Raw genomic sequence first — 21,496 nt, 5'->3', positions numbered from 1 at the left:
CCATGGATGTCAAGAGAGCCGCTCCATCGCTTCGAAATCAGGCAAGGCGCCGCTGGCGTAACCGATCGCCGTCAGCGAGCCGATGTCGATCCGGCCGCCGCGGATCGACAGGATCGGCCCGTCGGCGCCTTGCTGGTAGAGATCCGGGTGGGCTGCGGCAAAGCGCGCTTTCTCTGCCTGAGGCGCACCCTGCATGCCGGCCACATAGTGGTGACCGTTGCGCTCGACATGGGAGAGGCCGAGCAGTGAGACCAGCGCCAGATCCTGCTGTACCGCAAGTCCGGCCTGGCAGGTGAGATCCTCGCCGGAGAGGAACAGTCCCGGCACACCTCCCGTCCTGATGCGGACCGCCTTGATGAGCGAGCGGTAAATGCCCTTGCAGGTCTTGGAGGAGACGCCGGTATAGCCGAGCCCCCGGGCGCGGGCGAAGGCATCGTCGCCATCATCGCTCTCGTCGATCAGAAAGGGCAATTGCGCCGCCAGATCTCCCAGCGGCGTCTCCATGGTGATCTCGCGCGAGAACGGCTGCTCGACAAAGGCGATGGTCGCCCGCAACCTCTTCAACCGCGGGGTTTCATCGATCCGCGCCAGCACGGCGCCAAGCTGATCGGCGGCGCCGAACTGTTCGTTGCCGTCGACCGTCACCCGGTAGTCGGGCAAGCGGTCCAGCACGGCGGCGATCCGGGCCAGGCGGTCGATATCGGCATCGATCGCGCCGGACAACTTGATCTTGAACCAGCGGTTGCCGTAACGCGTTATCACGGCCTCGAGGCTTTCCGGCAGGCCGTCCTCGACGGGATGGGCGACATCGCCCTCGGTGATCGGGTCGAGCAGTCCGATCGTGTGCCGGGCTGCGATCGAACCGGCAGGGCGAAGGTCGGCAAGCGTCGCCGATGACGCATCCGCATGGATATCCCCCGGCAGCATCGGCCCGCCGATACCGATGAGATTGCGGCGCACCGCATCGAAGAAGGAAATGCCTGCAAGGCGGCAATAGGCGTCGAGCGCCGCGCGGGCGACAAGCGAAGGGCCGAAGCCGGCCGCCAACGGATTTCCGGGCAGGCGCCGCACCGTCTCCAACTCGTTCAGCCGGGCAGCGGCAAACAATGTCGTCGGCGTGGAAGCTTCAAGGGACGCAGCGCCGGCAAGGCGGATCGAGGCGCGCAGTTGATCGACATTTTGCGCCGGCGTCAGGGCCGGATTCTTGTCGAACCATTTCGGCACCATCATCTCGGCGGCGGCGCCGATGGCGGTTTTCCCTTGCTCGTCCTCGATACGAACCCTGAGAAAGGCCTGCGGCGCCTGCTCAAGGGTAGCCGCACCGAAGCGAAACGGCAGGCGCAGCCGGTTATCGCGCTCGAAGGCGTCGATCTCGACGATGCTGACACGCGGCGCCTCCACAGGCCCTCCGATGCTTCTGTCCATCGTCATGCCATCCGCTCGAGCATGGCGCGGGTCACCTCGTGGTGGAGCGCTTCTCCGCGAAGCAGCCGGCCGATCTCGTCCACCATGGCCTGCCCCTGGGCGAAATGTGCCTCTTCGGTGTGGCCAGCAGTATGAGGCGAAATGGTGAGGTTGGCGAGCGCAGGGTCGCGGAAAGGGCTGTCAGAATGCAGCGGCTCGTTGTCAAAGACATCAAGTGCCGCTTCGATACGGCCGGACCGGATTTCGGCGAGCAATGCTGCCTCATCAACGAGTTCGGCACGGGCCGTATTGATGAACAGGGTGCCCGGACGCAGCAGCGCCAGTTCGCGGGCACCGATCATGCGGCGCGTTTCGGGCAGGACGGGCGCATGCAAGGAAATCACCTCGCTTTGAACCAGCGCATCCTCCAGCGCGACACTGACAACGCCAAGTGCTGCGGCCTCCCTCTCGTCCAAATAGGGATCAACGACCAGTACGCGACAGCCGAACGGAACGAGCAGGCGCATGACCGCCCGTCCGACATATCCGGCGCCGACGATGCCGACCGTGCGGGCGCCCAGCAATCTCTGCGGCACTGCGGCACGAACGTCGAGCCATTCGCCGCCGCCACGCAATTGAGCATGCAGCTGGTGAATGCCGCGCATGGAAAGCAACGCTTCGGCGACGACGAATTCGGCAACCGAGGCAGCAATTTTCGAGGCAGCATGGCTGACGCGAAGGCCCTCATCGAACAGACGGGCAGGAACGAGCGTGCGGATGCTGCCGGCCGAATGCGCGGCGAGGGCAAGTTGCGGATGGCGCTGACGCGTGGCGGCATCGAAGGGCGGCGTTCCCCAGCCGGTCAGGCAGGCGGTGGCGCCTTGCAGCAGCCGGTCGGCATCGGCGGCGTCGATAACGGCGCCGGTCGGCCAGCGCACCTCGCCGAGAGCGTTCAACTCAGCGGTCGCCGCATCGTCCAGCATCATGCGGCGGGTCTTTTCGGTCAAAAGGACGGCAATGATGGAAGCCTGCTCGTTCATCTTTCTGCTTCTTTCGCTGCGGCGACCAGGCGCCTGAGATAGGCAAGATCGGCGCGGACCTTGTCGAGCGCCTGCGGCCGGGGAACCCGGTATTGGGAATGCACCGAGAGCACACCGGCAAATCCGGTGACGACCAGATGGGGGATGATTTCGTTCCAGGGCACCATGCCCTCGTCGAGCCCCTGCCAATCCGAATGCCATGCGCGCTGACCGCCGGCGCCGTAAGCGCCGGGAAACCAGCCGCCATTCTTGACGCCCAAGCAGCAGAACCATGGATCGAGAACGTCGAGGGTGAGGCGCCAGTCCTCGCTTCCCTCGCGAACGATCTGATTGGCTGGATCGGGATAGACGCCGATCCGCGCCGGATCGTGTCCGGTCAGCAATTGCAGCGCCAGCGCGCCCGAGCTGTGCAGCGTCCCGCCGTGGAGCTGGATGGTCAGCTTGATGCCGAAGCGTGCGGCCAGGCGCTCAAAGCCGTCAAGATCGTGCCGCGCCTCGTCGAGCTGGACTCTCCAGCGTCGAGAGGGATCATAGCGCCAGAAACCGAGCCTGATCTGCCCGATGCCAGCCTCGCCGCAATGCCCGAGAATCCGGGACGTAGCATCGTCGGGCCGTGTGGAATCAATCGTCGCCATCGGTATGCGAAGGCCGGCCGCGGCTAAGAGTTTCACCGCCTCGACAATCTGCTCCGGCCTGTCGGGGGAAACGGCATGGCCGTCGCGGATGAGGAGGTCGGCACAGTCGAAGCCCAGATCGGCGGTGATCTCCGCCGCCTTTTCGAGCGGCAGTCCCTCCAGTGTCTTGGTGAAATAGGCGATATCCATGATCAAATCCGAAGTGGAGAAGGCCGTTCATCAACGGGAAACACAAACTTCGCTCCGGCGGCCGAATGCATCACGGGCGCAGACCGCGTAACGTGCACCCTCCGGCGGCGACATGTGCAGGAATGCCGTCGAGATCAGCGGCACGGAATTGGCTTTTTCGAATGTCTTGCCATCCCTGCTGACCAGGACATCATAGAAGATGGCAGGGCTCGTATCGGCGGCGGCCCAGAACAGCATGCGCCGCTCCCGGCCGCCGAGACCAAGGTAACGTTCGATAACGAGGTCTGTAGGCGCGGCCGGAGGGCTGCCGAGATCGGGAACGACGAGCACCTGCGTCAGCGACGGCAGGGGCACGTCCAGATCGACGCTGATCCGGCCTTCGTCGCAGTCGACGGTGCTGATCGGATGCAGCAAGGCGGGCTCCTGCGCACGGCGCAATTCGGCGAATTGCGCTTCGGTTGGCTCGGGTGGCGCGCCGACCGGCTCGAAGGGTCCGCGGGGATTGCTTTCGTCGCGCTGGGCCTCCCAGACCTCCATTGGATTGGTGAATTCCTCGTCGATGCGCAGCAGGCACAGCGCATGGCGGCCGGGAACCAGCCCGCTCACTTCGAGGCGGACAGCGGTCCGCCCCGAACGGTTGATCGCATCGACGCTGTGAATGAGGCTGATGGAAACACCGCCGCCCGGCAGCCGTGTCGGCAGGATCGCCAGGCCATCCTGGTCGGGCGCCAACGGAGGCTCGGCCGTCACCTTGCAGACGGTGTCGCCGAGCGTTGCCAGCAATTCCATCGATGTCAGGCCGGGCTTCTTGATGATGTCGAAGGGCGGCGCCTTGTCGACATCGGTAACCAGTCTGTTCAGATCGGTCTTGTGCTCCCATTGCGCCTTGGTGAAATTGCGCGAACCGAAATAGGCAAAGATCGTGCGCTGGCCCCAGCCGCCGATAAAGGCATGGTCATTGCTGAGGAAGGTGAAATCAGCCGCCTTCGGGGCAATGATGCGCCGGTCGTGCTGTTCGATGATCCGGGCGATGATACCGGCATAGTAGGCCTTGCCGTGCCAGCTGTGATGATCGCTCCAGCCGAGCTGCGGATCGCATTCATCATTGACAATCGGCAAGGCCGCAAGCCGCGGATGATGCTCCTTGAGATAGTCGACGACGAGAAGCGTGCGGTCGACGATGGCGTGGGTTTTCGGGGTCAGGTCTTCCTTGCTGCCGTTGACGCCCTTTTCGTGGATCGAGATGTAGTCGAGGCGCGGCGGCCCCTCGCCGGTGAGGCAGCTCGTGCCGACGTCGCAATGGGCCATCAGGGCGCCAAAGATCGGCGAGAGCGTGCGGGCAGTGCCGGGCCCACCCATGGGCAGGCCGGGATCGATGGCATCGAGCCCGGCGACGCAGGCGTCGTAATAATTGGTGTAGCCTTTGATCCCGTATGTCCACCAGCCGGAGTCGGCCTCGTTCGTCGTTTCGAAATACCAGCTGCGCAATTCGTCCATGCCGTAACGCGCGCCATAGCGGTCGGCCGTCGCTGTGACGAGATCCCGCCAGCGCTTGACCTGGTCCATGTCCTCATAATCGGTGAAAAGGCCGGAGGGATTGCCCATCAGTTCGAAGAACGGCTTCAGACGATGTTCGATTATCACGTCGAGCGCGCGGTCGAGCAGGGACCAGTCATAACCGGCGCCGCCGGTCGAGCGCAGCAGATTGTAGAGATAGTGCACACGCAGGTACCGGATGCCTTCGTTCGGCAGTCCGCCGATATAGGCGAGCATCTGGCGCATTTCGGGTTCGAGCAGCAGTTCGGCCGGCGAAAAGCCGGTGCCGCGCCAGAACCGGTTAAAGGGGCGCACCGCCTTATCGGCATCGACCTTTATTCGCGTACGTTCACGCATGGATCGTCTCTCCTCGAACGGGCAGTGTCCGCAAAGCGGCCGGAGCCGGATTATTTGAACTTGTCGCGCATCGCGTCGATGCCGGGGATTGTTTTGGTCAGATGCTGATGGGCGGGATCGAAGCGCTGGATCAGCCCCCGGCGGTGCTTGCCGACCAGGATGGTGAAGATATAGCCGCGATGCCCCGGCGAGGTGACCGTCGGGTGGTAGCCCCGGTCGAGCAGGAAAGTGTCGCCGTTACGGGTCATGAGGATCTTGACCGGACCATTTTCGTCATAGGTGATCTGACTGCCGAAGCCGGTCTCTGGCTGAAAACGGTAGTGATAGAGCTCCTCGTGCAGGGTCTCGGCATCGCCGTCTTCGGTATCGTGCTTGTGCGGAGGATAGCCCGACCAGCAACCCTCGCCGGCATAGAGTTCGCTGACCAGCAGATTGCCGCAGCGGCCGTTCTGCCGTTGCCCGAGCAGGTGGACGATCCGCCGCTGGCTATGCGTGTCGGGCGAGCCGACATTGACCGCATCGACCTCGTCGGGCGTCACCCGAAACGGTGCGTAGCGCGTATCGCAAATGCCGCCGGCAATGGCGATTTCCGCCGGGCCGCCACGGGCCGATATCCGGACAATGGCGTCGACGGGCGCATAAACCGAGTCCGCGTCACCTCCCCAGATATCGGCTCGCCGGCCCACGGCTTCGAAACTGATACCATCCACTTCGATATCCACCTGCCCCGACAGCACGACGTAGAGGCTTTCGTGCAAGGGCAGCCGCCGCGCGTCCCAGCCATCGGCCGAAAGCGTGACGAGGTCGAAATAGATGAGATCGAGCGTCCTGGAGGAGGTATCCACAATCGGACGCTGCTCGGAGCGTGGAATGAATTCGGGCATCAATTGAACTCCGGAACGGTACGGTCGGCAAAGGGATTGAGGGTCAAGGATTCGGCGTAGTGGCAGGCGACTGCGTGCCCATCGGCGGTCACGGTGCGCAGGGCCGGCACCTCCTGCCTGCAAAGCTCGGTTGCGTAGCGGCAACGCGGATGGAATGCGCAGCCGGCAGGCGGATGGGCGGGGTCGGCCACCTCCCCCGCCAGCCGGATGCGCCGGCCGTGACGGCGCAGTCTCGGATCGGCGATCGGCACGGCCGAAAGCAGCGCTTCGGTATAGGGATGGCGCGGGCGGGAAAAGATCTGCTCCGTCGGCGCCTTTTCGACGACACGGCCGACATACATGACGGCGATGTTGTCCGAGATGTGCCGTACGACCGAGAGGTCGTGGGCGACGAAGAGATAGGTCAGGCCGAACTGCTCCTGCAGATCCTGCAGCAGGTTGATGGTCTGGGCCTGAACGCTGACATCGAGCGCCGAGACGGCCTCATCGGCGATCACCAGGCGTGGATTGGACGCCAGCGCCCGGGCGATGCCGATACGCTGGCGTTCGCCGCCGGAAAAAGCATGGGGATAGCGACGCATATATTCGGGCCGCAGGCCGACGCTCTGCATGAGATCGGCGACCCGGTGTTCGAGTTCCCGGCCCCTGGCGATACCGTTGACACCAAGCACCTCGCCGATGATATCGATGACGGGAAGGCGCGGATTGAGCGAGGATTGCGGATCCTGGAACACCATCCGCAGATCGCGGTGGATTTCCTTGAGCGCCGGGCCTGACAGCCCCGCGAGATCCACAGTGCCGCCGCTTCGGTCGCGATAGCGGATTTCTCCGCTTGTCGGCCGATAGATTCGCAGGACGGTGCGGGCAAGCGTGGACTTCCCGCAACCGGATTCGCCGACGATTCCGAGCGTCTCGCCGTCCTCGACGCGAAGCGAGACGCCGTCGACCGCCTTGACATGTCCGACCACCTGCCGGAACGCGCCCTTGCGAATGGGAAAATGCATCCTGAGATCGTTGAGCTCCAGCAGCGGGCTTGGCTGCATTACGGGATCGGCCATCATTGTCTCCCCTCGTAAAGCAGGCAGCTGGCGACGTGCCCGTCACCGACGACGACGGATCCGGGGTCCTTCCGATCACAGAGGCCTGCTCTCGCCTCTCTGCATCGGGGATGAAAGCTGCAGCCCTCCGGCCTGTGGAAACGCGAGGGCACCATGCCCTCGATGGTCGCCAGCCGTTCGCTCGGCTGCCCGTGCATGCGCGGCACCGATTGCAGCAGGGCCTTGGTGTAGGGGTGGGCCGGCGCGTGGAAGATCGTATCGACATCGCCTGCCTCGACGACCCGGCCGAGGTACATGACGACGACTTCGTCGGCGATTTCGGCGACAACGCCGAGATCATGGGTGACGAACAGCACCGAAAGCCCGAACTCGGCCTGCAGCGAGGCGAGCAGATCGAGGATATTGGCCTGGGTGGTCACATCGAGCGCCGTAGTCGGCTCGTCGGCGATCAGCAGTTTGGGACGGCAGGCGAGCGCGAGCGCGATGCAGACGCGCTGGCGCATGCCGCCGGAAAACTGAAAGGCATAACTTTCCATCCGTTCGGCAGGACGGGGGATGCCGACCAGCGCCAATGTCTCGATTGCATGTTCACGCGCCTCCTTCTTTCCCATCTTCAGATGCAGGCGGATTACTTCCACCATCTGGTTGCCGATCGTATGGACGGGCGAAAGCGCTGCCATCGGCTCCTGGCTGATCAGGCCGATCTGGGCACCGCGGATCGCCCGCATGTCACGGCCGCGCGGATCAAGCGCCGCCAGATCGATGGCCGGTGCCGCCGGATCCGGCCGGTAGCGGATCGCGCCCGAGACGATCCGCCCGCCGCGCGGAACCTGGTTGAGGATCGAGCGGCCGGTGATGCTCTTGCCCGAGCCGGATTCGCCGACGACGCAGACCGTCTTGCCGCGTGGAATGCCAAAGGACACGCCGTCGACCGCCCTAACCGTGCTCGCGCCGCCGAAGAAGTGGGTCCGGAGATCGTCGACCTCGATCAGCGAGTCACGCTCGGCGTGCCGGCCGCCGGCGGCCGCGAAATTTCTATCAGTATTCATAGGGATCTGCAGCATCGCGTAATCCATCACCGAGGAAATTGAGGGCGAGCACGGTGACGATCACCGCAAGGCCGGGAAGGAACAGCCAGGGGGCGCTCGAGACCGCGAGAATGTTCTGCGCTTCCTGAAGCAGCACGCCCCAGCTCACGACAGGCGGACGCAGCCCGATGCCGAGAAAGGAGAGCGCGGTTTCGGCAAGAATCATCGTCGGGATGGCGAGCGTGACCGACGCGATGATGTGGCTCATGAAGGATGGCACCATGTGCCGCCAGATGATGCGCATCCGCGAACAGCCATCGAGATGGGCGGCGATGACGAAGTCCTCGGTCTTCAGCGACAGGAAACGTCCCCGCACGACGCGCGCCAGGTCGGTCCAGCCGATCAGCGACAGGATGACCGTGATCCAGAGATAGACCAGGATGGGATCGGCGCTGATCGGAACGGCGGCCGCAAGCCCCATCCACAGCGGGATAGTCGGGATCGAGTTGATGAGTTCGATAGAGCGCTGGATCACATCATCGACCCAGCCGCCATAGAGCCCCGAAATGCCGCCGAGGATGATGCCGAGGATCAGGCTGATCGCCACCCCGATGAGCCCCACGGACATGGAAATGCGGGTGCCGTGCACCGTCCGGCTGAAGACGTCGCGGCCGAGCCGGTCGGCGCCGAACAGGTAGAATGGTTTGCCGGCCTCGGCCGGGCCGATCAGGTGCCGGTCGAGATCGAACAATCCCCAGAGCCGGTAAGGCTCGCCTTTGACGAAGAAACCGACGGGGATGACGACGGCGGGATCGGGCACATAGGTGCGGCTGAGCGCGATCGGGTCGACCTTCATCGAATAGCCATTGACATAGAGCGGATGAAATCTCCCCGCCGTGTCATAGCCGGCGAATCTCAGCTGCTGGGGCGGCGCATAGGTGTAGCGGGAATCGTAGGTCTGCGATGAAACCGGAGCGAGGACCTCGGCAAACAGCGCGACCAGGTAAATCAGGAAGATCACGACCCCCGCCGCCAACGCCAGCCGGTGGCGGCAGAAGCGCCGCCAGATGAGTTTCCACTGACCGGCGACGGCGTCCGAATTGCGAATGGGTTCGGGCGGTAGTGCGATGGCTTGATCGGTCATGTCTGTCGTCCTTCAGCCGTTGCGGATGCGCGGATCGAGCCAGGCGAGCAGCAGGTCGGAGATCAGCGTTCCGATCAGCGTCAGCGTGCTCATCAGCAGGATGAAGGTGCCCGCCAGATACATGTCCTGGGCGAAAAGCGCGTTGAGCAGGAGCGGACCGGTGATCGGCAGGCTGAGGACGATGGAGACCACCACCGAACCGGAGACGAGGTGCGGCAGCACCCAGCCGACGGTGGAGATGAACGGGTTGAGCGCCACCCGCACCGGATATTTCAACAACAATCGGATTTCGCTGAGACCCCGGGCGCGGGCCATGTCGACATAAGGCTTGTTGAGCTCGTCGAGCAGATTGGCGCGCATGATGCGGATCAGCGCTGCCGTAGCGCCGGTGCCGAGCACGACAACCGGGATCCACATATGCGACACGAGATCGCCGAGCTTGACCCAGCTCCAGGCGGCATTGATATAGGTGGGCGAAAACAGCCCGCCGACGCTCTGGCCGAAATATTGCGCCGAGACGAACATCAGCACCAGCGCCAGCAGGAAGTTCGGGATGGCAAGGCCGAGAAAGCCGAAGAAGGTGGCGAAATAGTCCCCCACCGAATATTGCCGCACGGCCGAATAGATGCCGATCGGAAAGGCCACCGCCCAGACGAAGAGCAGCGTGGTGACCGAGACCACCATGGTCAGGCCCATGCGCGCCCAGATCAGCTCGCTGACCGGCTTGTTCCAATCGAGAGACTGGCCGAAATCGCCGCGCAGCAGGATGCCGCTGATCCATTTCCAGTATTGCACCGCCCAGGGCTGATCGAGGCCGTAGCGCTCACGCAGGCCGGCGATGACGCCGGGATCGATCGTTTCGTTCTGCGAGGCCAGACGCGCCGTCATCGCGGTCAGGAAGTCGCCCGGCGGCAGCTGGATAATGATGAAGGTCACGACCGAGATCGCGAACATCATCGGGATCATGTAAAGCAGACGTCTGATGATGAAGCCGGCCATGTTCAAGCTCCTTCGACCGGCGATCGCCGATCGGTCTGAATGATGGGGCGGGGCTGGTGGCGGAATGGCGCGCGGGCGCCATTCCGGCCGATCATGTGTCTTATTGCTGGTAGTAGAAGGTCTCGGGTTTGGCCGGTCCCGGCGTCATGTAGAACGAGGTGCTGGGGATGACCTTCGGGACATTGTGCATATTGGTCTTGACGATGCCGACGCGGTCCGGCTCCAGGTTGGTGCCGATGACGTAGAACTCGTCACGGGTGATCGCCAGCAGTTCCTTCATGGCTTCAAGCTGCTTTTCGAGCGTCGGGGCTTCCTGCACCTGCCGATAGAGATCCATCTGCTTCTTGGCGGCCGGGCTCGGGTCCTGAGCGTTCGGATCCTTGGGGTTCTGGTAATAGAGGCCCCAGGCCGTCGCGAAGCTCGATTCATATTCGTGCGGGAAATACCATTTGGGATCGAGCAGGCCGAGGAAGTCGTAGCCACCGCCGCCGACCCATCCCAGGCCGTCATTGTCGTTGTTCTGCAAGCGCGAGAAGATCAGTGACCGTTCGGCCGGACGGGGCTGCATGTCGATGCCGACGGCCCGCCAGTAGCGCTGGATCATCTCAAGCGCGTCGACCTGGATCGGACTTCCGGTCAAGGCGTCGATCGCAAAGGTGATCCGCTTGCCGTCCTGGCCGAGGCGAAAACCGTCGGCGTCGCGTTTGGTCAGACCCGCCTTGTCGAGATATTGGTTGGCGAGATCCACGTTATATTCCAGATATTGAGTCGCCATCTTCTCATCGTAGAGCGCCGTGCCTTCGCGCGGGGCGGCCTGATAGGGCTTGGCCTGACCGGCATAGATCAGCTGGTTGAGTTCCTCGCGGTTGATGGCGTAGCTGAGGCCGATGCGGAAATCCTTGTTGGAGAAGACGGCGCGGAGCGCCGGATTCTTATGGGTCTGGTTGAGCGTGATCAGCAGAGCGTTCGACCAGGCCGGCCGGGCGATGAACAGTCCGTAACCACCCTTCTGTTGGTTCTGCACGATCACCGTGCGGGCGTCCGTGGTCTCGATGAAGCGGTTCTGCATGTCGATTTCGCCGCTGATCGCCTTCAGGATGATCGCCTGGGTATCCTGCATCACGTCGATGGTGATGCGATCGAAGTAAGGCAGCTGGTTTCCTGCGGTATCCACCTTGGCATAATAGGGATTCCGTTCGGCGACGACCTGGGTCGTGCCGTTATATGGCGCGGTCAGCACCCAGGCATCCAGCGTCGGCCGGCCGAGATCGCGCCAGCGGCCGGGAAAGCCGATCTTGTTGTTGAAGAGCTGAACCCAGTCGGTTGCGCCGGCCGCCTTCACCAGGGCGTCGATGCCGTCGGGATTGAAATCCTTGTGGAACTGCTTGAGGTAATGCGCCGGTGCGGCCGCCAGGATATCGGAGCCGCGCACGGTCGCCATATTCATCAGGAACAGGCCGTTCGGCGCGGCAAATTTGAAGACGACCTTGTCGTCGGCGAGCTTTTCGACCTTGACGGTCTCTCCGCCGGCGGTCAGCCAGTCGGGTGCGGCGGGCGTGATCTTGGTGTTGCGCAGCACATTCTCGTTCCACCAGACCAGATCGTCGGCGGTGAAAGGTTCGCCGTCCGACCAGCGCGTTCCTTCGCGCAGGGTGAAGGTATATTCGGTCGCATTGTCGTTGACCTCAACGCTCTTGGCGATGTCGGGGATCACCTCGGTCCATTCCGGATTCCAGCGCACCAGTCTCGTATAGCCGATCGAACGTTCGATCTCGCTGTCGCCGCCGCCGAAAGTGGCTGTTCGCCAAGTGCCGCCATAGCTGCCGACCGATTCAAGGGGAGTGAGCACCAGCGGCTCCTTCGGCAGCCGCTGTTCGACCGGCGGCAGCTTGCCGGCATCGACGAGCGCCTTGAGTTCCGGCGCTTCCTGAAAACCGAAGGCAGCACCCGCCCAACCGGAACCAAGGAGAATAGCAGCGGCAACGGTCGAGACGACCCGCCCTCGTAGGATTCTGACGTGTTGCATTCTCTCCTCCCAATGATCTCGTTTAGGTTATCGTTAACGTATTTCCTCCGTCTCGGACGTTAACGTTACCGTTGGACCTTGTCAAAGAAATTCTTAAATGCGTGAGCCAAGCCTGAGCATCCTTGGTTTTCCTGCAAATTGTGTTAGTTATCGTTATCGCAATTCCTGCCGTTCGAGAGACTGTCCCGTTGAGCCGCACCAAAGAGCCGGAAGCCAAGATAACCATTGCCGATGTCGCGCGCGCCGCAGGCGTATCGCCGATGACGGTGTCGCGCGTGCTCAACGATCAGGGCGGCGCCAGCGCCGAGACCACGCAGCGCATTCTTCTGGCGGCGAACGAACTCAACTATCGGCCCAATCCCTTCGCACGCGGGTTGCGGTCCGACCGCTCGAAGACGATCGGCCTTCTCGTTCCCGACATCACCAATCCGTTCTTTCCCGAGGTCATCAGAGGAGCCGAGGACGCGGCGAGTGCCGCCGGCTACAACCTGCTTCTGTCCAACGTCGTCGAGAACAGCAAGCGCGAAGGCGAACTCATCGAGGCGCTGCTGCGCCATCGGGTCGACGGCATCATCGTCTGCAGCGCGCGCCTGCCGGATGCCGCCCTGCACAAGGCGCTCGCGCACCATCGCGCTGCGGTGCTCATCAACCGCGAAGCGCCGCCCGAAGTGGCGGGAACGATCGTCACGGACTACGAAACCGGAGCGTCGCGTGCGATCGATCATCTGGTCGAGCGCCGTCGCCGCAGGATCGCGATCATCGCAGGGCCGCGCAGCTCCTTCGGCGGCAAGAGCCGCCTCGTCGGCATCCGCAAGACGTTGGCGTCGCACGGGCTCAAGGCGGAAGGCATCGTCTACTGCGATCCGACGGCAGCGGCCGGACAGACGGCGGCGGCGCAATTGCTGGCGGAAGCGCCCGGCATCGATGCCCTCGTCTGCTACAACGATCTCAATGCGATCGGCGCCATGAAGGCCTGCCGGGCGGCCGGCATTTCGATCCCCGAGCAGATCGCCCTGATCGGTTTCGACGATATCCCGACGGCCGAATTGCTGTCACCGGCGCTCACCACGCTCAGGGTGCAGAAACGGGAAATGGGCGAAGAAGCAGTGCGCCTGCTGCTCAGCCGCATTGCCACCAAGAACCGGCAGCACGGCATCGTCATCGTTCCCGAACTCATCGTCCGCGAAACGACCTGAGGGCCGCCGGGGTGCCACCCCAAAATCGGCGAGCGGTTTCTGGTGTCGTGCGCCAATTCTGAAATGGAACAGGAGGAATATCCATGGATGCCGACAATCTGCACTCACTGGCCTTGCCCGAGGAGAAGAAGGCCTGGTTCGTCCATGACCGGTTCGGCATGTTCGTGCATTGGGGGCTCTATGCTCTGCCGGCGCGCCATGAGTGGGTCAAGAGCCGCGAAGAGCTCACCGACGCCGACTACCAGAAATATTTCGATCACTTCGATCCCGATCTCTACGATCCCGGCGAATGGGCAAGACGCGCCAAGGCCGCGGGCATGAAATATGTGGTGCTGACCACCAAGCACCATGAAGGCTTCTGCCTCTGGGACACCAAGGCCACCGACTTCAAGGTGACCAACACGCCTTATGGAAAGGATCTGTTGCGCCCCTTCGTCGACGCCTTCCGCGCCGAGGGCCTGAAGATCGGCTTCTATTATTCGCTGATCGACTGGCACCATCCCGACTTCACGGTCGATCCGCGCCACCCGCAGCGCAATCACCCCGATGCGATGAAGATCAATGAAGGCCGGGACGCCAAGCGTTATGCCGCCTTCATGCGCGAGCAGGTGCGCGAACTGCTGACCGAGTTCGGGCGGATCGACATCATGTGGTTCGATTTCAGCTATCCGCAGTGGAAGCTCGGAGAACTGGTCGGCAAGGGCCATCAGGATTGGGAAAGCGAGAAACTCGTGTGCCTGGTGCGCGAGCTCGCCCCCGACATCATCATCAACAACCGGCTCGATCTCGCCGGCCTGCAGCCCGACATCGTTACGCCGGAGCAATATATGCCGCGCGCCTGGCCGAAACGCGACGGCCGGCGCGTCGTCTGGGAAGCCTGCCAGACGCTGAGCGGCTCCTGGGGCTATCACCGCGACGAGGACACCTGGAAAAGCACCGAGCAACTGGTGCAGATGCTGGTCGGCACCGTTGCCATCGGCGGCAATCTGCTGATGAATGTCGGGCCGACAGCCCGCGGCACGCTCGACCACCGCGCCAAATCGGCGCTTTCAGCCTATGAGGAGTGGATGGCGCTGCACGAGCGCAGCATCGTTGGCTGCACCCAGTCCGACTTCACTGCGCCGCCCGATTGCCGTCTGACCCAGAACGGCGATCGCCTCTACATCCACCTGTTCAACTGGCCCTATAAGCATCTGCATTTCGATGCGCTGGCGGGCAAGATCGAATATGCGCAATTCCTGCATGACGCCAGCGAGGTCACCTGGCTGCGCCCCGCCGCCAATACGCTATGGGCAAACACCCAATTTCCCGTCGCCGAGGATGAACTGACCTTCGTCCTGCCGGTACGCCGCCCCAAGGTCGTCGTCCCGGTCATCGAGGTCAAGCTCAAGTCCGGAAGCGCTTCCGGCATTCAAGGCTAAGATGCAGCTCTCTGAGCGGGGCGTGAAATGACGTCCGCTCAGGCAAACGGCTCTGTCGGCCCCGCCGCCGGGTTGGTGAACCAGCGCGGGCCGTCTGCGGTCATGTAGATATGATCCTCCAGCCGGATCCCGAATGTTTCGGGAAAGACGATCATCGGTTCATTGGAAAAACACATGCCGGCGGCAAGCGGCGTGTCGTTGCCGCGAACAATATAGGGCTCTTCATGGATTTCCAGCCCGAGCCCGTGGCCGGCGCGATGCGGCAATCCCGGCAGGCAATAGCCGGGGCCAAGCGAATATTTGGCAAGCACCTTGCGGGCCGCATCGTCGAGGCTCGAGCAGGCGGCACCGATCCCGGCGGCATCGAAGACGGCCTGCTGCGCCTCCCGTTCGATCCACCAGGCACGTTCAAAGGCGCCGTCGCCGCCGCCGAGCATATAGGTTCTGGTGATATCGGAATGATAGCCGTCGATCCGGCAGCCGGTATCGACGAGAATGACGTCGTCGTCGCCAAGGATTTGATCGCCGTCGGCGCCATGCGGCAGCGAGGTCGCCGCGCCGAAGGAGACGATTGCGAATGTCGAGCCGTCATCGGCGCCCGCTTGGCGATGCTGCCGGTCGATGAAATCGACGACCTCGGATGAGGTGATGCCCGGCTTCAATAGCGAATGCACCTGCCTGTGCACGTCGAGCGTCAGGTTCATCGCATATTGGATCAGCGCAATCTCGGCCGCCGATTTGATGCGGCGCAGGCCGCGGATCAGCCGTCCGCCATCGGCGAGCCTTTCGGCGCCCATCGCCGCGGCCAAGGCGTGATAGCAAAAAAGCGGCAGACCATCGTCGAGTGCGAGCTTGCCGTCTCGTTCGACAAGGCGGGAAATGAGGGCAGCACTGCTCTCTTCCTCTTCCCAGACCAGGATCTCTCCCGGCAGATGCGGCAGGGTTTCGACGCGGCTGCGCTCGAAACCGGGGACGATATAAGAAGCGGCCGTGGGTGTGACGAGCGCGCCGAGGAACCTTTCGCTCGGATGCCAGACGAGGCCGGTAAAGTACCGCAGGCTTTCGGTCGGGCCGAGAAGCACCCCGGCCAGTCCTTCTGCGTCGATCGCTTCTCGAAGCCTGCCGAGGCGAACGCGCCGTTCATCTTCAGTGATGCGGGGTACCGGGTGCGGCCACAACATGTCGCTCTCCTGTTCTTAGCGTTTCTGCTGTCCTCGCGCGACCGGTGCTTCAGGACAGGCCGATCGCCACCGGCCGGTCCAGGTTACGGGCAAGATAGTCCTGGATCTGGCGAACGATCTGGGCGGCGTGGGCAATCGCCAGCCGGTCGGCGCGATCGGCGTCACCGGCCTCGATCGCGGCGATAATTTCCTCGTGTTCATCGACATATTGGCGCGGCAGCCGGTCGTCGAAGGTCGAATAATACAAGCGAAGGATGCGCCGGCCTTCGTCGAGCAGCCTGGCGAAGAAGGCGGTGTAATAGGCGTTGCCGGCAAGCTCGGCGATCGCCACATGGAATTCGCGGTTCGCCTCGATCATCGCATAGGCGTCGCGCGCGGCAACGGCGCCGGCGAAATCCTTCTGGTGCCGGCGGATGGTCTCCATGATCGCGTCATTTCGCCGCCCGGCGGCTCCGCGCGTCGTCACCCGGTACATCAGCGTCAGCGCTTCGAAATAGGTGGGCAGGCTGGCAAAGTCGATCGGCGCGACGATCGTGTTCCGGTTTGGCAGGGTCGTGACCAGCCCATCGGCGGCAAGCCGTAACAGCGCCTCGCGGATGGGTGTCCTTGACATGCCGAAACGCTCCGACAGCCGCACCTCGTCGAGCGGGCTGGCGGGCTCCAGCGCCATCGACAGGATCTCCCGGCGCAGCGCGGCATAGATGCTCTGCGTGCCGGAACCGCGCACCCGCACATTTTCTGCGTCGTTCTGCATGCGTCCCTCCCCTTGATGAGAGCCTTGTAGTGCGTTTTGGCCGATTTCGGCAACGCCCCACGAATTTACAAATCATGGCGATTGAGTCTTGTCGACAGTTTGTATATAACGAACCGACTTTAACGGAGTTTCGATCGATGACAACAGGATGGAAGGGCGTATTTCCCGCCGTAACGACGCAATTCAACGAAGATCTGTCCGTGGATCTCTCCGCGACCCAGCGCGTCCAGGACGCGCTCGTCAACGACGGCGTCAACGGGCTGATCGTCATGGGCACATGTGGTGAGAACAATTCGCTCGATCCCGATGAGAAGCGCACGATCCTCAAAGCCGCCGTCGAGGTCGTCAACGGCCGCGTTCCCGTCGTGACGGGCGTCTCCGAATTCGATACGCGCCGCGCCGTCGCCTATGCCCGTGACGCCGAAAAGCTCGGCGCCGACGGGCTGATGCTGCTGCCGGCCATGGTCTATGTGCCGAAGCCGGAAGAGCTGATCGCGCATTTCCGCACCGTGGCCGAGGCGACCTCGCTGCCGATCATGCTCTACAACAATCCGCCCGCCTACCGCGTCGACATCGGCGCCGATGTGCTGAAGGTGCTTGCCGAGGTGCCGAACATCAAGGCGGTCAAGGAAAGCGCCCCGGATCCGCGCCGCTTCACCGATCTCATCAACGAATTCGGCGACCGTTTCGATATCTTCGCCGGCCTCGACGACGTCGCGCTCGAAGGCCTGATGCTCGGCGCCAAGGGCTGGGTCTCGGGCCTCACCAGCGCCTTCCCTGAGGAATCCGTGCAGCTCGTTGCTGCTGCCGAACGCGGCGACTGGGAGGAGGCCCGCAGGATCTACCGCTGGTTCATGCCGCTTCTGCATCTCGATGCCGAGCACGATCTCGTGCAGTCGATCAAGCTCGCCGAGCAGATCATGGGCCGCGGCTCCGAACGCGTGCGCATGCCGCGCCTGCCGCTTTCAGGGGCACGGCGCACCGAAGTCACCGCCATGGTCGAGAAGGCTGCCGCGACGCGTCCCTCGAAACTCGGCAAGGCCGCCTGAGATTACGAGGCCGGCAGCGCACATGAGCTGCCGGCCCTTCCATCCCTCGCTCTAAGTGACCGGAGCCTTGCCGGATCGGGTCAGGCTGTTGCGGCTGACCAGCGACGGCATCTGGAAAATATGCTCGGCGCCGGTGCGACCCTCTATTCTCGAAATCAACGTCCGGGTGGCGACCTGGCCGAGCTCCCTGCCCGACTGATCGATGCTTGCGAGATTGACGAGGCCGAGCGCTGCGGTCGACGAATTGTCATATCCGACGACGGCAAGATCTTCGGGCACACGCACACCCATTTCCATCGCCAGGCTCAGAAGGGTGATGGCGTCGAGGTCGCTCCAGCAGAACACGGCGCGCGGCCTGTTCTTCCTCGACAGGAACTTTCGCATCGTTTCCTCCCGCTTTGGCGGGGCGATCGGAATTTTAGTGATCGGCGCAGACGATCCCAATCCGGCGCGCTGGATCGCCCGGCGGAAGCCGATCTCGCGCTGGCGAACGACGGAGACCTGGTGCCCCTCACGCTCGCCGAGGCTCAGCATTTCGATGTCGCGATAGCCGCAGGCAAGCAACGCTTCCACCGCAATCTCGGCGCCACGCTGGTCGTCGGCATTGACCGTATCGAAGGCCGTGGCGCCGGCATCGTGATAACCGACCGCGACGATCGGTATCTGAGCCGCGAATTTTGCGATGATGTCGGAAGGCAGGCGCGGCGCAACCAGGATCAGACCATCCATCTTGTAGTCGATCATCGACTCGATCAGCGACGTCTCCAGCTGCACGCGCGCATCGCTGACACCGATCATCGCCTGGTAATGCGAAGGCGCCAGCACGCCGTTCACGCCGGCGATCACCTCCGGAAGGAAGGGATTGCGGATGTCGATCAAAAGCACGCCAATGGTGAAACTGCGGCCCCGCAACCCGCGCGCCGCGCGTGAGGGACGATATCCAAGCACTTCAATAGCGTCGGTCACCCTCGCCCGCAGCGCTTCACTGACGCCGTAGGCGTTTCGCATTACCTTCGAGACCGCGGCGACCGAGACGCCTGCATGCATTGCCACTGTCCGGATCGTCACGCGATCATTTCGTTGCAGTCTTTTTTTCTCTTCGATCGACATGAAATCTCTGGGTTACGCTGCGGGCCGTCACAATCGCTCGCAGAACCACCATGGCAGACTGGCGACGAAATTTCTATTGCGCTTCCGAAAAAAATGTAGAACGTTATATGGAGAACGTTCTACAACTCGTCGGGAGGACTTGATGAACTTTCAGCCGGCAGCCATCGACGGCAATCTCGTTTCGCGCGCCTGGTCCGGAGAGATGATCGCACCGCTGTCGGACCGCGGCCAGGGAACGGCCGCAAGCTTCGTCTCCAAGACCTTCGATCATGACGACACCGGCCTTCCGATCGAACTCTTCATCTCGGCGCTCGGCCTCTATCGCTGCTTCATCAACGGCACCCGCGTCGGCAACGATCTGCTGACTCCCGGCTGGACAAATTACGACGACCGCATTGCCTATCAGCGATACGACATCTCGAGATTGCTGAAGTCAGGCTTTAACCGGATAGAAATCTGGCTCGCCGACGGATGGTACCGCTCGCCGATCATGTGGGGCGCCCAGGCTATTCCCAACTGCTGGGGCGACAGGATCGGGGCCATTGCTGATCTGGTCGGCCCCAGCGGCACCATTCTTTCCACCGATACGACCTGGCAAAGCGGGCTTCTGCCGATCCAGAAGTCGGGGATCTATTTCGGCGAGATTTACGACGCACGCCTGGAAAACATCGCCGAAACCCACGGGACCGAGCGATTGCCGTTCGACACGGGGCTGCTCGTCGCGCATGAGACCGCAGCGGTGCGGGAGCTGCGGCCGGTCGCCCCCATCGAAAGCTGGACCGATCATGAAGGCAGGACGATCTATGATTTCGGCCAGAATGTCGGCGGCTACGTCAGATACACGGTCCGTGGCGTCGGCGGCACCGAAGTGCGGGTCGAGCACTCGGAAGTCCTTGGGCCGGAACGCTACTTCGACAATCGCAACTATCGCGCGGCTACCGCGCACACCTTCTATACGCTCAGCGGAGATGGCGACGAGACCTATGCGCCGCATTTCACCTTCCACGGCTTCCGTTATGCCAGGGTGACGATCAAAGGCGATGCGGAGATTGTTGATATCGCCTCGATCCCGATCTCGTCGGTGCCGGAACCGGCCGGCGGCTTCACCTCGGGCAGCCCTCTCGTCAATCGTCTGGTCGAGAATACCATTTGGTCGCAGCGCGCCAATTTCATCGAAGTGCCCACAGATTGCCCACAACGCGACGAACGGCTTGGCTGGACGGGTGATGCCCAAGTCTTTGCCGCGACGGCCTGCTGGCTGAGCGACAGCCAGTCCTTCCTCAGGAAATATCTGCGCGATGTGATGGCCGACCAGCGCGAGGACGGCGCCGTTTCGCATTTCTCGCCCGACCCGACGCGTCTGCACCCCGGCAATTTCCCGGGCTATGCCGGCTCGACCGGCTGGGGTGACGCGATTGTCGTGATCCCCTGGGTCCTCTATACCCATTACGGCGACCGATCCGTTCTTTCGGAGTGCCTCGGCTCGATGGTGCGCTGGGTCGATTTCGTCTGGTCCATCTCGGATGGCCCGATCGTCCATCCGCCCTCGCATTGGGGCGCCCGCGGCTTCACCTTCGGCGACTGGCTGCAGCCGGTCGGCGATAACAGAAAGCCGCGCCCGACGATTGCCGACGATTGTGCAGCCACCCTTTACCACTTCATCTCGACGGATCTTCTCGCGAAGATCGCAGGCGTACTCGGCGAGCAAGCGCTTGAAGAACAGATGAAGGGCCGCGCTGACAAGATCAGGTTGGCTTTCGCCAACGAGTTCATCACGCCGGCCGGGCGGCTCGCCCATAACGATCAGACATCCTATGCGCTGGCCTTCCTGTATGACCTGATACCGGGTGAGCATCATGAGGCAGCCCGGCGACATTTCAGGCAGGTGGTCGTCGATGCCGACTACAAGATCGGCACCGGCTTCATTGGCACGCCGGCCCTTTTGCCGGCCCTGACGAAACTCGGCATGGACGACCTCGCCGAAAAAGTCTTCCTGCAGGAGGATGTGCCGGGCTGGCTCTACCAGGTCTCGAAGGGAGCAACGACGATCTGGGAGCGTTGGGATTCGATGGCGCCCGACGGCACCATCTACGAACCTGACATGAACAGCTATAACCACTATGCCTATGGCGCGGTCTGCCAATGGCTGTTCGAATGCGTCGCCGGCATTTCGCCGAGCCCGGCCGCACCCGGCTTTGCCGAAGTGATCGTCGATCCGGCACCGATCCCGTCGCTTTCGTCGGTTTCGGCCTATCACGATATCAGCCAAGGGCGCATCGAGGCCGGCTGGCACTGCACCGGCAGCGAGGTCACCTATGTGCTGACGCTTCCGGAGGGGTGCGTCGGCCGCTTCCGGCCCGGCCGGCGGCACCGGAATGCGTCACTCAATGGGGAGCCTGTCATCGAGGAGGCGGCTCTTCCCCCCGGCACGCACCGGCTGGTCTTTTCCCTACCCGATTACTGAGGAGCATACAGTCACACCGTT

At 63.0% G+C, this 21,496-nt stretch carries 17 protein-coding genes; 4 read left to right on the top strand and 13 right to left on the bottom strand.

Annotated features, from left to right (window positions below):
- Positions 1-9: 9 nt before the first annotated feature.
- The 10 genes from AMK00_RS21520 to AMK00_RS21475 all read right to left on the bottom strand — a co-directional run bounded on the left by AMK00_RS21520 (position 10) and on the right by AMK00_RS21475 (position 12,300).
- The gene (locus AMK00_RS21520) at positions 10-1,431 is read right to left on the bottom strand and encodes a hypothetical protein (RefSeq protein WP_064811834.1); all 1,422 of its coding nucleotides are present in this window, start codon (positions 1,429-1,431) and stop codon (positions 10-12) included.
- Entirely contained in the window at positions 1,428-2,444 is a 1,017-nt protein-coding gene (locus AMK00_RS21515) for a hydroxyacid dehydrogenase (protein ID WP_064811833.1), read from the bottom strand. Before AMK00_RS21515 ends, AMK00_RS21520 begins: the two co-directional genes overlap by 4 nt.
- Entirely contained in the window at positions 2,441-3,268 is an 828-nt protein-coding gene (locus AMK00_RS21510; RefSeq protein ID WP_064806766.1) for a sugar phosphate isomerase/epimerase family protein, read from the bottom strand. Before AMK00_RS21510 ends, AMK00_RS21515 begins: the two co-directional genes overlap by 4 nt.
- A gap of 30 nt (positions 3,269-3,298) precedes the next feature.
- On the bottom strand, positions 3,299-5,161 hold the full coding sequence (locus AMK00_RS21505; RefSeq protein ID WP_064811832.1) for a GH39 family glycosyl hydrolase: 1,863 nt from the start codon (positions 5,159-5,161) through the stop codon (positions 3,299-3,301).
- Positions 5,162-5,211: 50 nt separating this feature from the next.
- Positions 5,212-6,045: a 5-deoxy-glucuronate isomerase gene (locus AMK00_RS21500; RefSeq protein ID WP_064806762.1), complete on the bottom strand. Its 834-nt coding sequence runs from the start codon at positions 6,043-6,045 to the stop codon at positions 5,212-5,214.
- Positions 6,045-7,103, bottom strand: coding sequence for an ABC transporter ATP-binding protein (locus AMK00_RS21495; protein WP_189637643.1), 1,059 nt, complete (start codon positions 7,101-7,103; stop codon positions 6,045-6,047). The genes AMK00_RS21500 and AMK00_RS21495 overlap by 1 nt, the downstream gene beginning before the upstream one ends.
- Positions 7,103-8,152: an ABC transporter ATP-binding protein gene (locus AMK00_RS21490; RefSeq protein ID WP_064811830.1), complete on the bottom strand. Its 1,050-nt coding sequence runs from the start codon at positions 8,150-8,152 to the stop codon at positions 7,103-7,105. Before AMK00_RS21490 ends, AMK00_RS21495 begins: the two co-directional genes overlap by 1 nt.
- Positions 8,142-9,275 (bottom strand): ABC transporter permease, encoded by a 1,134-nt coding sequence (locus AMK00_RS21485; protein WP_064811829.1) that lies wholly within the window; start codon positions 9,273-9,275, stop codon positions 8,142-8,144. Before AMK00_RS21485 ends, AMK00_RS21490 begins: the two co-directional genes overlap by 11 nt.
- 12 nt (positions 9,276-9,287) lie before the next feature.
- Positions 9,288-10,274 carry an ABC transporter permease gene (locus AMK00_RS21480; RefSeq protein ID WP_064811828.1) on the bottom strand — a complete coding sequence of 329 codons (987 nt, stop codon included), beginning with the start codon at positions 10,272-10,274 and terminating at the stop codon, positions 9,288-9,290.
- A 100-nt stretch (positions 10,275-10,374) separates the two neighbouring features.
- Positions 10,375-12,300: an ABC transporter substrate-binding protein gene (locus AMK00_RS21475; protein ID WP_064811827.1), complete on the bottom strand. Its 1,926-nt coding sequence runs from the start codon at positions 12,298-12,300 to the stop codon at positions 10,375-10,377.
- Between the two features lie 260 nt (positions 12,301-12,560).
- Here AMK00_RS21475 and AMK00_RS21470 point away from each other — a divergent pair, with 260 nt between their 5' ends.
- Together AMK00_RS21470 and AMK00_RS21465 are read left to right on the top strand one after the other, a co-directional pair.
- The gene (locus AMK00_RS21470) at positions 12,561-13,496 is read left to right on the top strand and encodes a LacI family DNA-binding transcriptional regulator (protein ID WP_064807167.1); all 936 of its coding nucleotides are present in this window, start codon (positions 12,561-12,563) and stop codon (positions 13,494-13,496) included.
- An 83-nt stretch (positions 13,497-13,579) separates the two neighbouring features.
- Positions 13,580-14,917, top strand: a complete 1,338-nt coding sequence (locus AMK00_RS21465; RefSeq protein ID WP_064811826.1) for an alpha-L-fucosidase — start codon at positions 13,580-13,582, stop codon at positions 14,915-14,917.
- Between the two features lie 38 nt (positions 14,918-14,955).
- Here AMK00_RS21465 and AMK00_RS21460 read toward each other — a convergent pair whose 3' ends face one another.
- The gene (locus tag AMK00_RS21460; protein WP_064811825.1) at positions 14,956-16,098 is read right to left on the bottom strand and encodes a M24 family metallopeptidase; all 1,143 of its coding nucleotides are present in this window, start codon (positions 16,096-16,098) and stop codon (positions 14,956-14,958) included.
- Positions 16,099-16,147: 49 nt separating this feature from the next.
- The gene (locus AMK00_RS21455; RefSeq protein WP_064806748.1) at positions 16,148-16,852 is read right to left on the bottom strand and encodes a GntR family transcriptional regulator; all 705 of its coding nucleotides are present in this window, start codon (positions 16,850-16,852) and stop codon (positions 16,148-16,150) included.
- 137 nt (positions 16,853-16,989) lie between these two features.
- Between AMK00_RS21455 and AMK00_RS21450 the strand changes: the two genes are divergently transcribed.
- Positions 16,990-17,901 carry a dihydrodipicolinate synthase family protein gene (locus AMK00_RS21450; RefSeq protein WP_064811824.1) on the top strand — a complete coding sequence of 304 codons (912 nt, stop codon included), beginning with the start codon at positions 16,990-16,992 and terminating at the stop codon, positions 17,899-17,901.
- 51 nt (positions 17,902-17,952) lie between these two features.
- Here AMK00_RS21450 and AMK00_RS21445 read toward each other — a convergent pair whose 3' ends face one another.
- Positions 17,953-19,011 (bottom strand): LacI family DNA-binding transcriptional regulator, encoded by a 1,059-nt coding sequence (locus AMK00_RS21445; protein WP_064811823.1) that lies wholly within the window; start codon positions 19,009-19,011, stop codon positions 17,953-17,955.
- A 142-nt stretch (positions 19,012-19,153) separates the two neighbouring features.
- Here AMK00_RS21445 and AMK00_RS21440 point away from each other — a divergent pair, with 142 nt between their 5' ends.
- Positions 19,154-21,475 carry an alpha-L-rhamnosidase gene (locus AMK00_RS21440; RefSeq protein WP_064806743.1) on the top strand — a complete coding sequence of 774 codons (2,322 nt, stop codon included), beginning with the start codon at positions 19,154-19,156 and terminating at the stop codon, positions 21,473-21,475.
- Positions 21,476-21,496 lie beyond the last annotated feature (21 nt).

The organism is Rhizobium sp. N621, assembly GCF_001664325.1.
Taxonomy (GTDB): domain Bacteria; phylum Pseudomonadota; class Alphaproteobacteria; order Rhizobiales; family Rhizobiaceae; genus Rhizobium; species Rhizobium esperanzae.
This window is presented reverse-complemented; position numbering and strand designations above follow the sequence as displayed.

What these genes read in the sequence shown, in the direction of transcription:
- AMK00_RS21450 (WP_064811824.1), top strand. Translation starts at nt 16,990, where the DNA reads ATGACAACAGGATGGAAGGGCGTATTTCCCGCCGTAACGACGCAATTC.
- AMK00_RS21455 (WP_064806748.1), bottom strand. Translation starts at nt 16,852, where the DNA reads ATGCAGAACGACGCAGAAAATGTGCGGGTGCGCGGTTCCGGCACGCAG.
- AMK00_RS21500 (WP_064806762.1), bottom strand. Translation starts at nt 6,045, where the DNA reads ATGCCCGAATTCATTCCACGCTCCGAGCAGCGTCCGATTGTGGATACC.
- AMK00_RS21520 (WP_064811834.1), bottom strand. Translation starts at nt 1,431, where the DNA reads ATGACGATGGACAGAAGCATCGGAGGGCCTGTGGAGGCGCCGCGTGTC.
- AMK00_RS21515 (WP_064811833.1), bottom strand. Translation starts at nt 2,444, where the DNA reads ATGAACGAGCAGGCTTCCATCATTGCCGTCCTTTTGACCGAAAAGACC.
- AMK00_RS21445 (WP_064811823.1), bottom strand. Translation starts at nt 19,011, where the DNA reads ATGTCGATCGAAGAGAAAAAAAGACTGCAACGAAATGATCGCGTGACG.
- AMK00_RS21510 (WP_064806766.1), bottom strand. Translation starts at nt 3,268, where the DNA reads ATGGATATCGCCTATTTCACCAAGACACTGGAGGGACTGCCGCTCGAA.
- AMK00_RS21470 (WP_064807167.1), top strand. Translation starts at nt 12,561, where the DNA reads ATGACGGTGTCGCGCGTGCTCAACGATCAGGGCGGCGCCAGCGCCGAG.
- AMK00_RS21465 (WP_064811826.1), top strand. Translation starts at nt 13,580, where the DNA reads ATGGATGCCGACAATCTGCACTCACTGGCCTTGCCCGAGGAGAAGAAG.
- AMK00_RS21485 (WP_064811829.1), bottom strand. Translation starts at nt 9,275, where the DNA reads ATGACCGATCAAGCCATCGCACTACCGCCCGAACCCATTCGCAATTCG.
- AMK00_RS21460 (WP_064811825.1), bottom strand. Translation starts at nt 16,098, where the DNA reads ATGTTGTGGCCGCACCCGGTACCCCGCATCACTGAAGATGAACGGCGC.
- AMK00_RS21480 (WP_064811828.1), bottom strand. Translation starts at nt 10,274, where the DNA reads ATGGCCGGCTTCATCATCAGACGTCTGCTTTACATGATCCCGATGATG.
- AMK00_RS21440 (WP_064806743.1), top strand. Translation starts at nt 19,154, where the DNA reads ATGAACTTTCAGCCGGCAGCCATCGACGGCAATCTCGTTTCGCGCGCC.
- AMK00_RS21475 (WP_064811827.1), bottom strand. Translation starts at nt 12,300, where the DNA reads ATGCAACACGTCAGAATCCTACGAGGGCGGGTCGTCTCGACCGTTGCC.
- AMK00_RS21495 (WP_189637643.1), bottom strand. Translation starts at nt 7,103, where the DNA reads ATGGCCGATCCCGTAATGCAGCCAAGCCCGCTGCTGGAGCTCAACGAT.
- AMK00_RS21505 (WP_064811832.1), bottom strand. Translation starts at nt 5,161, where the DNA reads ATGCGTGAACGTACGCGAATAAAGGTCGATGCCGATAAGGCGGTGCGC.
- AMK00_RS21490 (WP_064811830.1), bottom strand. Translation starts at nt 8,152, where the DNA reads ATGAATACTGATAGAAATTTCGCGGCCGCCGGCGGCCGGCACGCCGAG.